Annotated in this window: 7 protein-coding genes; 1 reads left to right on the top strand and 6 read right to left on the bottom strand. The window is 33.9% G+C overall.

Features of this window, described 5'->3' with window-relative positions:
• Nucleotides 1-145 precede the first annotated feature (145 nt).
• From ACUUYC_RS09040 to ACUUYC_RS09015, 6 genes are all read right to left on the bottom strand, one after another.
• A complete protein-coding gene (locus tag ACUUYC_RS09040; protein WP_474265384.1) occupies nt 146-1309 on the bottom strand; it encodes a glycosyltransferase family 2 protein in 1164 nt (387 codons plus the stop codon).
• Nucleotides 1299-2582 (bottom strand): glycosyltransferase family protein, encoded by a 1284-nt coding sequence (locus ACUUYC_RS09035; RefSeq protein WP_474265383.1) that lies wholly within the window; start codon nt 2580-2582, stop codon nt 1299-1301. The genes ACUUYC_RS09040 and ACUUYC_RS09035 overlap by 11 nt, the downstream gene beginning before the upstream one ends.
• A gap of 198 nt (nt 2583-2780) precedes the next feature.
• Nucleotides 2781-3551, bottom strand: a complete 771-nt coding sequence (locus ACUUYC_RS09030; RefSeq protein ID WP_474265382.1) for a LytR/AlgR family response regulator transcription factor — start codon at nt 3549-3551, stop codon at nt 2781-2783.
• Nucleotides 3552-3553: 2 nt separating this feature from the next.
• Entirely contained in the window at nt 3554-4615 is a 1062-nt protein-coding gene (locus ACUUYC_RS09025; protein ID WP_474265381.1) for a sensor histidine kinase, read from the bottom strand.
• Between the two features lie 70 nt (nt 4616-4685).
• The gene (locus ACUUYC_RS09020) at nt 4686-5489 is read right to left on the bottom strand and encodes a hypothetical protein (protein WP_474265380.1); all 804 of its coding nucleotides are present in this window, start codon (nt 5487-5489) and stop codon (nt 4686-4688) included.
• A gap of 2 nt (nt 5490-5491) precedes the next feature.
• Entirely contained in the window at nt 5492-5914 is a 423-nt protein-coding gene (locus ACUUYC_RS09015; protein ID WP_474265379.1) for an ABA4-like family protein, read from the bottom strand.
• A 412-nt stretch (nt 5915-6326) separates the two neighbouring features.
• Here ACUUYC_RS09015 and ACUUYC_RS09010 point away from each other — a divergent pair, with 412 nt between their 5' ends.
• The gene (locus tag ACUUYC_RS09010) at nt 6327-12164 is read left to right on the top strand and encodes a PKD domain-containing protein (protein ID WP_474265378.1); all 5838 of its coding nucleotides are present in this window, start codon (nt 6327-6329) and stop codon (nt 12162-12164) included.
• Nucleotides 12165-12169 lie beyond the last annotated feature (5 nt).

The raw sequence follows: 12169 nt of genomic DNA, 5'->3' as shown, positions 1-12169 counted from the left end.
TTTAGGGTTTTAGTAATCGAATTTTAATCATACTATTTTATATATTCCTGTTGATAGATAAACCTTTTGATTTTTTTTATGAATATTGAATGGTCCTTTCATAAATACATTTTAATTCATATTAAAAAAATACTACATGAAAAGGCTATACTTTAGACTTAATATTTCGCTTTAAACCCAAAATACTAAAGAAGAAACTAAAGAGTACTATTTGCAATCCTAACATTACAGTAAAAACAGCTGGAACTATCGTTCGTAAGGTTTCCGTAGGTTTTAAATCACTGAAACTTGTTGCTTTCCAAGCTAATAATCCATCAACACTTAAGTAAACTCCTAATATAAGAATTAGAAATCCTGCAATAAGTCCTTTTTCTAAATTGAAGTATTTGAACAAATTATCATAACGATCACTTTTGGGCAATAATCCATTTTCTACCGCAAAGATTTTCGTCAATGCATAGAAAGCTAAGAATTGAAAACCTACCACAACCGAACTTGCCGTGTATAATAATGTATGTACATCAAAGACGATTCCTGCAAAGGTAATTGGCTGAATAATTAAGATTGTTGATAATACCATTCCAACAATAATCATAAGGAATGCTGGATATAAAAATAACCATCTTGGACTGTATAATAATAGGAAACGTAAATGTCGCCAACCATCGCGCCATGTATTTAAATGTGGCGGACGTGTACGTCCATCTGGATGCAATATCGTTGGAACTTCCGCAATAGAAAGTCCATTTAATTTTGATTTTACAATCATTTCGGAAGCAAATTCCATTCCAGTGGTGTTCAAGTTCATTTTAGCAAACGCTTCTTTAGAAAAGCCGCGTAAACCACAATGAAAATCACCAATTTTTATATTGAAAAAAAGTCGCCCAATAAACGACAATACTGGATTCCCTAAGTATTTATGTAGAAAAGGCATCGCTCCTTTTTTAACGCCACCTTTAAAACGATTTCCCATTACTAAATCGTTTCCTTCGCGTAGTTTTTCAAGAAATGGCTCCAATGCTTCAAAATCGTAACTATCGTCTGCATCGCCCATAATTACATATGTTCCCAAAGCCGCATTGATGCCGCCACGCAATGCACTTCCATATCCTTTTTCTAGTACTGGAACAACTCTGGCATTTAGTTTTTTGGCAATTGCTTGCGAACCATCTGTACTTCCATTATCGGCAACCACAACTTCTCCATTAACTTTGTGTTTTTCAAAGAAAGATTGCGCTTTTTTTATACAGATTCCTAATGTTTCCGCTTCATTAAGACATGGCATCACGATTGATAATTCAGGACTCATATAATTTTTTGTTAAGCGAATTTAATAAAATAAAAATGGTTAAAAAGAGAACCCAATCATTATAAAATGTAAATCGTGTAATTGCGTGCATTCCAATAGCTACTAATGCTAAATTACTAATGAGAAGTATTGTTATTAATAGTAGAATTTTATACGTTTTTGTGTTGTACTTTAAGACACCTATGAAACTACACAGTAGAATAAATAGATATATTAGTATTTGTTTGATGCCACCAAAACCATAATAAACTAAGTTCCCAATGTAAAGTTTAGTCCATTCCTTGAAATTATCTAAAATTAAAGGTTTCGACATACTTGTTGTCATCTTTTCTAACGCAATGTATTTTTCATCTTCAGAAAGCGATTGATCTAAAACTGCATTTCCATTTTTGAAAATTGGTCCCATGGCAATCCTAGCAAATTCTTGCACATACACTTCCGTTTTATTTTGATTAATTTTTCTTTCTAAATGATGGATGTTTAGTTTTTTTCTAACTAAATCTTTATAGGTGTTTTGAAAGAATTCTTTGTGTTGTTCATCTTCAAATATAGCTTCATCTTCAGCATCTGACACATAAAATGGAGCCGTAATAATATTCATTCCCGTCCACGGAGTACTTACAAAATGATTGTGAACTATTTTATGATAGGTTCTATCTACAAGTGAAGTTATAAATGGCAAACACAGGAACAACAACATTACTAACCTATAATTTTTCCATTGTTTTTCTTTGAAATTGATCCAGAAAATCATCAAAAAAGCTACAGGAATTAAGTATACAAATTGATAACGTGTAATTAGTAATACACCTAATATTGGTAATGCGTAATAGAGTTCTTTTTTATTTTTTGTAACGAAAAAGACAATGAAATATCCTATTATAATGAGATATAAAGAGTATGAAATTGCCTCTGATAATACATTGTTTCCAATGCGGAAATCTAAAAGAAAAGGAAATAACAATGCTACTGAAAAACAACAGCTGTAAAAATTATTCAACAAGTTTACACTTTGTATTTTTCGAATGAAAAAGTATACTGAAAAACAACCAATTGCCGTTTGTATGAAACGTAAAGCAACATCAAAATTACTCCCAAAAATGGATTGAATGAGTTTTAAAAAGATTGGATATCCAGGCGTACGATTGATCATCATATTTAGATATCCTGTAGAATCTGGGAAGTAGTCAGTTGGTTTGCGAAGTACCATCACAAAAGTAATTAGGAATAGAATTCCCATGAAAATATTACGCTGTTTTTTACTAAGTTTCACCGTTTACTTTTTTGTAAAAGTATGTATATATTTTGAGTTTTTTGATGACCAACTTCTGAATTTTAAACTTCGCTTGTCACTTGGCTATTTCGAATACGCCTCAAGTGCCCTTGATGTAGCATTTGAAAAGAATTAATTACGCTATTTTACAAACTCAATTTGAGTTTTTTTGGCATCGCAATAATTGAAATGTTTCGTTTACTGATTCAACCAAGCTTTAAAGTCGCTCGTTTTTTGCCTGCTAACAATGAATTCCTGATCGCGTTCATGGGAAACGGAAAGTTTTACACGATGATTGAAGTATGGATTTATTTTTTGAATCGCGCTTTTTGCTACTATTTGCCCACGATTGATTTTGTAAAATTGATCCTGATCAAATGAATTGAATAATTGATCAATAGTTTCATCAATAATGTAACGTTTGCCACCAGTTACACCAAAGGTAATGCTGTCTTCAGAATAGACATACAATACATCCGTAATTTTAATTTGCACAAAGCCAGTTCCTTCTTTCACCAATAAACCATTACGTTTTTTAGCATTTTTGATTTCAGTTTGCGTTTGAATACTTGTCAATAATTGTTTTAAAACGGAAGCTTCAATAGTTTCAGGTTTGCTTGATTTGGTGAATTTTTGCAATGCATTTTGCAAATCTTCTTCTTTAATTGGTTTTAGTAAATAATCGACACTATTTACTTTAAATGCTTGTATTGCATATTCATCAAACGCTGTGGTAAAAATAATTGGTGCTTCTACCTCAACAGTTTGAAAGATTTCAAAGCTCAAACCATCTGCGAGCTGAATGTCCATAAATATCAAATCGGGCATTTGGTTGTTTTGAAACCAATCAACGGCATCTTCAACCGTATCAATTATTTCTAATAAAGTATATTTAAAAGCACATTTTTTAAGCGTGTTTTGCAATTGATTTACTGCACGAAATTCATCTTCAATAATTAATACGTTCATAGTTATGCTTTTAAATCCGAAGATGTTAGTAATGGTAGTGAAACAATAAATTCGTTTGTATGATTTCCAATTTTTGGAGATTTGCTTGAGATTAATGCGTGCCTTTTTTCAATGTTGATTAATCCTAGTTTTGTGGATGGCAATTGTGTTGATTTTGGCTGAATTTTATTGCTCACAACTAAATAACCTTCTTTTATCTCAACGTTTATTGTCAATGGTTTTGATCGAGAGATTACATTATGTTTGATGGCATTTTCAAGTAATAATTGCAAACTCATCGGAACTATCATATGATCTAATTCGGTTTCGGGTAGCTGCCAATTCATTTTTAAGTTGTCACCAAAACGTTCTGATTGAATGTGAATGTACGCACGTGCAAACTTTAGTTCATCCCGCAAGGGAATTACATTTGCATCGCCAGCATCTAAAATGAATCGATATACATCTGATAATTTATCTACAAATTGTTTCGCATCATCTTTTGAATTTTGATCAATAATATCACGCAACGTATTTAAACTATTGAAGAAAAAATGTGGTTGTGCCTGATTTCGCAACACATCTAATTGTGCTAAAATGATCACTCTTTTAGCTTGTTCTTCTTCTCTGATAGATTTTTTAAGTTGAAGATAGAAGTAAATTGCTTCATAAATCGCCATCACCATAATACTAATAATAATGATTGGCAATAATACGCGGTAACGTTCTGAGAAATAATAATTATCATTAAACATATACGCTAAAAAAGTACCTCCAATAAAATCTATTAATGTAACTGAAACAATTATTGCAAGAAATAAAAACAATGCGCGCTTGCCAACATTTTCAACATTTGGAAATTTCTTTCGCAAGAAAATAAAGTTGAATCGCATTACAAACCAATGAAAAATAGAGAAGAATAATGAAATACTCCAATTGATTACTGCTTCCCAAAATGTATACTGTACAAGTGAGTTGTTAAATAAATAGTATGTTACAAAACTGAGTACAATGATCGCAATTACAACAAACCAAATATCATTGAATCCTATATACTTTATACGTCTTTCTTTATTGAGTAGCATTGTGTTTAAATTTAATTCTCTTAGTTTCTATTCGTTAATAAACTCACTAATTGATTTGTTATTTTTTTATCTAATGTATGCTAATTAATGGTATTCCTTGTTGAGCTTGATAATACATATATGTAATCCAAGTGGCATATAACAACCCAAAGATAATAGTTGCAATAACTTGATTTTTAGTAGCTGTTTTCCATTTTCTAGATAGTATCAATGCGAATAACGGAATTATTTGAATACCATGCAATCCGAAGAAATGTGCAATCCGTAAATCACCAGCCACTGTACTCCAATTTACGAATGGCAAACCTTCGCCTCCATCTGCAATTCCTACATTGTGTCCCAATTGATTAATCATTTGTCCACCAACCCAACTTCCAACAATAACAACAATCCACCCCATAAATATGGCAACTTGAACTGGTTTTACTACTTTCATTTTTAATCGAGCAGTATCAAAAGCGAACAAAATCATTAACAATACGCTGATTCCAATTAGAATTCCCATTGCAGCAAATAACAATCCATCAAACAACGTTTCTTGATTGTAATGCGATTGAACGCCACGTGAAGCTTGATAAAAAATAATTCCAATTTCTAATAAAAATGTCCACGAAACGATATTATTTAAAATGTTTTTCTTTCGTGTTGAATACGGATATTTGGTCATTAAAAAACCAACAGTAAATACGTAAATAGCTCCTGAAACACAAAATTTTAAAGGTTTTACCCAAACATTTACGTTTGTAAGTGTTCTCTCATCTATCAATAATCCGCCAGTACAAACAATTGCTCCAGCAAGAAGAATTAAGACAATGGTAAACAATATTGGACTTGCTTTTTTTACGATACGAATACTATTTTTCAAGAAACTCATAATTATGCTTTTTTAAGTTTAATAGCTCTCATAATTGTAAAAAGCAGAAAACCTATAGGTCCAAACATAAAGGTTGCAAACAGGCATGGGATAATTAATAAATGGTGAATTTTTACAGTTTGATTTTGGTTGAGAATCCACATTCCTATCAACAAATCAAAAGCGAGATAGTGAACCCAACCAGCTAGCACAGCATTTTGTTCAGTAAATAATTCCATGACAGATTTGAGACTTCCAAAGTCCATCATACCTCCAATTTGTATCGCTTGGATAATATAAATCACGTATACAATTGATAAAATGATTGGAATAATTTTATAATCGATAAAGAAGCGCGTGACATTCCATTTTGGTAGAAATACCATTAAAACCCACATAGATATGGCAAGTTTACCGACTATTGAAAAAACTTCTGATGGTGTCATAATGTATTGATTTTTAAAGTTCGTTAGTTTGATTGATGGTTCAAAAGTGCAATAGTTGCAGAGGAAATAATATTGCTTTCTGTTGAATTGTCGTAAAAGAAGATTGAATTGTATACTCCTAAGAATCCACTACTAAAAAATCATCATTTATGACTGTTGCCCCAAGTAGAATCAAGCGCTAACTTCGTAAAGTAAACAGAGATGTTAAGAAATAATAAAAGTTTAAGGAGTACGGAAATCCATAAGGAGATTCTAATTCAAAGAATTTACTTTGATATTAAAAATAGTTATTACCTATTTTTTTAACTCATTTCTTACGTCAATAAAAAGATATTAAGTACTTTTAATATGTTAAAATTTTAACGTTTTATAATTTGATAAAACACATTGTTCAACATTAGATAGTGTATCTATGGTCAAAAAATACTTGTTCGCATTACTCTTTCTTTGCTTTTTGTTACAGCAAAATAATGCTTCGTCACTTGTTTCTGAAAACATGCATTCGGCAGTGATGCCCAACGCAACCATTAGTGTAGACATTACAAACGTTTGTCAATACAACGATTCTCCAGTAATTACGTTTACAGGTTCAGCCGGAACAGCTCCATATACATTTACGTATACAAGAAACGGAGTTCCTGCAACCATTAGTACTGCCGGAAATGACAATAGTGTAACTTTAGATGTAAATACCAATTTTTCAGGAACTATTACATACGTTTTAACAGCTGTTCAAGATCAAACTGGAACAAGTACTATGGTTACTGGACAAACAGTTTCGATTAATATTACTGAAGGTCCTGATCCAACAATAAATGGTGATGGAACAGAACCTGGACAATTTTTATTTAGCATCTGTAATGGTGATCCCACAGCTACGTTTACGTTTACCAATGCTTCTTCAACAGCTTCAACCTTAAATACTAATTATACGATTGATTGGGGCGATGGAAGTACTCCATTTACAGGTACTACTTGGAATTTGTTAACACATGACTATAATCAAGGAACTTATACGCTTACGTATACAATTGTGGGAAATAATGGTTGTACAACGGTACAAGAATATACCGTATTTTTAGGTTCTACACCTGGAATTGGGTTTGATACACCCGGAAATACAACAATTTGTGCAGGCGGTTCACTTACGTTTCAAATTACAGGTTTTGAAAATAACCCGCCATCCACAACCTACACGATAGTTTTTAGTGATGGGACTACCTTACCAACTATAACACATCCGCCTCCATCCTCTATAACGCATCAATTTAATATAACTTCTTGCGGAACGAATAGTGGTGGATTTATGAATTCTTTTTCTGCCACCATATCCGCTTCCAATTTATGTGCAACATCTACTGCAACTGTGGCACCAATTCTAATTTCATCAGATCCAGTAGCAGATTTTTCATTTCCTACAGAACCTTCTTGTACAAATACAGAAGTATGTTTTGAAGATTTATCTATGGGAAATGCCACTAATGGCAGCAATAATGATTGTGATACAAACCCAAGCATTACCTGGCAAATAACACCAAATACATATACTATAAGCAGTGGAACTTTAGGAAATGATTTTGGGTCTCCCAATCCTAATCTTTGGGTTTCTGGCTCTGAAAATTTATGTGTTAATTTTACACAGCCAGGAAATTACACAATTACACAAATGGTTGGAAATACGTGTGCAGTAGACACAGTCTCGCAAACAATTTGTATTGAAGCACCTGTAAATCCACAGTTTACGTTGAGCACAAATAATGGTTGTACTCCGTTGGATATTTCAATAACAAATACTACAGATGAATCTACAAGTTGTGAACCACCAGAATATCAATGGCAAGTGACATATGCTGATGATTTCTGCGGAACAACACCAGAGGTTTGGAGTTTTACCAACGGAACCGATGCTACTTCTACAAATCCTTCATTTAATTTTGTAACACCTGGAACCTATACAATTCAACTAGCTGGCACAAATTCTTGTGGAACAACGACAAACTCACAGCAAGTAATTATAAAACAGCCACCAACGGCTACTATTGATCCCATTGGTATAATATGTAATACAACATCCATTACACCATCGGCAACCATAGAAACATGTACAGATAATGCTAGCTCAGTAATATATGATTGGCAATTTCCTGGAGCTACACCAGCGACTTCAAATATGCAATCACCAGGAACTATTGATTATGGAACGCCAGGAACATATACATTTACGCTTCAAGTCACCAATGATTGTGGAGTTTCAAGTGTAATTTCAGAAACATTTACTATTGAAGATGTTCCCGTAATTACAAATACAAATCTAACACAAGAAATTTGCTCAGGAACCTCAACAAATGCGATTAATTTAATGTCATCCGTTGCCGGAACTACTTTTAATTGGACTGCTACTGCAACAGGTGGAATTAGTGGATTTACATCTGTTGGAAACACAGCTACAATTCCCGCACAAGTTATTACAACTTCCGCTACAACTGCTGGAACAGTAACATATACCGTAACGCCTTCTATTGGAAATTGTGATGGAACGCCTGTAAATTTTACAATTACGGTAAATCCTGCTCCAGAAATTAACACACAACCACAATCGAGTACGGTTTGTCAAAATGGAATGCCAAATACACTAAGTGTAGCAACTTCGGGAGCTTCTCCACAATATCAATGGTATAGCAATACAACTAATAGTATTATAGGCGGAACACCAATTGCCGGAGAAACTAACGCAAACTATATTCCACCAACTGATACTGTTGGAGAGATTTTTTATTATTGTGAAATAATGTTTGCTACAGGTGGTTGTTCTACAATCAATTCTCAAATTGCAAGTGTAATAGTTACTGCAAACGCAACCATAACGTCACAACCAACACTAATGCAAAGTTTGTGTGTAGGAAGTACGATTACAGCTCCATTAACGGTTAGTTTTACAGATGGAACTGGAACCGTTTCGTATCAATGGTTTAGCAATACCACAAATAGTAACACAGGCGGAACGGCAATTGCTGGTGCAACTACTGCTAATTATACACCACCAATATTTACAGCAACTGGAAATTTTTATTATTATGTAGAATTATCCTTTGCAGGAAGCGGTTGTACAAATGTTGTAAGTGATGTAGCAGAAATTGAAATTGTAGCAACTCCTGTAATTGATGTGCAACCGATTGCAACACAAACATTATGTCAAAATAGTATTCCTCAAAATTTAGAAGTACAAGCTTCTGGTGGTTTGGGAACATTCTCATATCAATGGTTTAGTAATACAGTAAATAACAATACTGGTGGAACAGCAATTGCAGGTGCTACAAATGCTATATTTACACCGCCAACAACTACAGTAGGAACGTTATATTATTACTGTGTAGTTTCACAAGCAGCAAGTGATAGTTGTGCTGCAGTAAGTACTACTTCAGAAGTAAACGTAAATCCTGCTCCTTTAATTAATTCGCAGCCACAATCACAAGAAATATGTTTGGGCGATACCGTAAACACACTTATGGTTAGTTTTACAAATGGTGTTGGAACGCCAACCTATCAATGGTATTCCAATACGGTTGATGATACAACTTCTGGAACTGCAATTGCTGGGCAAACAACAAATTCATATACTCCTAATGTTTCTACCATAGGAACTAATTATTACTATTGCATCATTACATTTTCTTCTGGCGGTTGTACCGAAATCACGTCAAATACTGCTGAGATTATTGTGAATGAAACACCAAATATTAGCAATTTTACGGAAACCATTTGTAGTGGAAATAGTTTTACAATTGCGCCTGACACTTCTAGCGGTGACATTGTTCCATTGAATACAATGTATACTTGGACAGCTCCATCTATATCACCAGCAGGAAGTATTACAGGTGCAATTGCTGAAACAACTCCACAAACTAATATCAGTCAAACATTAACAAACACAACTACTTTACCTGCAATTGTAACCTATACAGTAACACCAACCGCAGGAACTTGTGATGGAACTCCATTTACGGTCGTAGTAACGGTAAATCCTGCTATTTCGGCAAACGTAACCATTACAAATATTGACTGTTTTGGTGATGATGATGGAGAAATTACAACTAACATTACTGGCGGCGTTCCTTTTAATACTGGAGCACCATATATTATTTCTTGGACTGGACCTGCAGGATTTACGTCTAATGCAACTTCTATTTCAAACCTTGTGCCTGGCGATTATACATTAATGGTTCAAGATGAAGGCGGTTGTCCATTTTCTGAAACCTATACGATTACAGCACCAACAGAACTTATTTTAACTGTTGATACTGAAAATCCAATTAGTTGTTTTGGTGAAAATGATGGAGAAATAACCATTTCCGTTAGTGGTGGAACACCTAATTACACCTATAATTGGACACGAAATGGTGCACCCTTTTCTACCAATGAAGATATATCAAACTTAACTGCTGCAACGTATGAATTAACAGTTTCTGATGCGAATAATTGTGGTCCAATTGTACAATCATTTACCATTACAGAACCAAATGAATTATCAGTTTCTTTAGTAAATCAAATGAATTTAGAATGTTTTGGAGATGCTTCTGGAACTATTGAGATTAATACAATAGGTGGAACACCAACCGAAACTTCTCCAGGTGTTTTTGAATATACGTATGCTTGGACAGGTCCAAATGGTTTTACAAGTACAACACAAAACTTAACAGGATTAGCTGGAGGAACATATAACGTAACGGTTACAGATGCAAATGGTTGTGATGATACATTAAGCGTGATCCTAACGCAGCCAGATGAAATTGTAATCACAACAACGAATACGGATATTTTATGTTTTGGCGATAATGATGCCTCTATTACAATTACAAATATTACAGGCGGATCTGGAACCTATACAATTGAATGGAGCAATTTTGGGGAAGGAATGAGTCAGACAAATTTATCTGCTGGTGATTATACAATTACCGTAACAGATTCTAATAATTGTACTGCTTCTGTAACTGTAACGATTCCGGCGCCACCAATTTTTACAATTAACCCTGTTGTTACACAGATTTCTTGTTTTGGTGCGAATGATGGTAGTATTATGCTAAATTTTCAAGGTGGTCAAGATCCTATTGATTTTGCTTGGACAGACGATCCAAATGCTGGTGTAGAACGAAACAATTTAGGTCCTGGAACGTATACAATCAATATTGTAGATGCTGTTCCTTGTACCATCACAGAAACGTTTATTATTTTAGAACCTGCGGCACTTTCGCTTTCATCTAATATTACCAATGCATTGGATTGCGATGATCCAAATTCTGGAGCCATCAACCTATTAATTACTGGTGGAACTGCGCCTTTTATGATCAATTGGTCAAATGGAGCAACTACCGAAGATTTAGATAATATTCCACCTGGTGATTATGTAGTAACCGTTACAGATGATAATGGTTGTGAAATAATTGATACATATACTGTAGTACGTCCATCACCAATTGAAATAGCAGTAGAAACAGAAACCATTGCCAATTGTAATAGTTTTACAGTGAATCAGACTTTTACGGCACAAGTTTCTGGTGGTGTTCCTCCTTATGATTTAAATTGGTCTAATGGAATAGTTACGGGAGCTAATGATGAAATGATGACAACTATGCAAAATGGCTTGGTTATTTTAGAAGCTACGGACGCACTTGGTTGTGTAAGCAATTATACATTTGAAGTTGATATTCCTGAGTTGAGCAATCCAGATTTCAATCTGTCTTCAACTGCATTTGATACGTTCGGTATTTATTCACAACTAGATCCAATTCAGTTTACCAATACAACTACTGGCGACTTTACAAATGTTTCATGGAATTTTGGTGATGGAAACTTTTCCAACGAAGAAAACCCTTTACACACATATGCTTCGCCAGGTTCGTATACAGTGATTCAAACTGTAACGTTTCCGGGAGATTGTGTATATGAAAGAGTAATTACATTATTGATTGAGAAAGGTTACAAACTTATTATGCCAACAGCATTTACACCAAATGACGATGGATTGAACGATTTTTTCCGACCTGTTTTTATAGGATTAGACAATATGCAGTTAGATATTTATGATACTTGGGGAAGTTTAATTTATTCCGAAACTGGCGATGATGTGCAAGGTTGGGACGGAAAAGTTAAAGGTGAACTTGTAGAAAACGGAAACTACTACTACACATTTACAGCAAAAACATTTTTTGGATCTATCGTTCGCGAAAACGGACCACTTACGTTAATACTATAATCGCA

The sequence above is a fragment of the Kordia sp. E genome, assembly GCF_056033805.1.
The sequence above is the reverse complement of the archived record's forward strand: the minus strand, read 5'-3'. Positions and strand labels throughout refer to the sequence as shown.

Bases quoted from the DNA above. Each gene is read 5' to 3' on its own strand.
- ACUUYC_RS09010 (WP_474265378.1), top strand. From the start codon at position 6,327: ATGGTCAAAAAATACTTGTTCGCATTACTCTTTCTTTGCTTTTTGTTA.
- ACUUYC_RS09015 (WP_474265379.1), bottom strand. From the start codon at position 5,914: ATGACACCATCAGAAGTTTTTTCAATAGTCGGTAAACTTGCCATATCT.
- ACUUYC_RS09020 (WP_474265380.1), bottom strand. From the start codon at position 5,489: ATGAGTTTCTTGAAAAATAGTATTCGTATCGTAAAAAAAGCAAGTCCA.
- ACUUYC_RS09025 (WP_474265381.1), bottom strand. From the start codon at position 4,615: ATGCTACTCAATAAAGAAAGACGTATAAAGTATATAGGATTCAATGAT.
- ACUUYC_RS09030 (WP_474265382.1), bottom strand. From the start codon at position 3,551: ATGAACGTATTAATTATTGAAGATGAATTTCGTGCAGTAAATCAATTG.
- ACUUYC_RS09040 (WP_474265384.1), bottom strand. From the start codon at position 1,309: ATGAGTCCTGAATTATCAATCGTGATGCCATGTCTTAATGAAGCGGAA.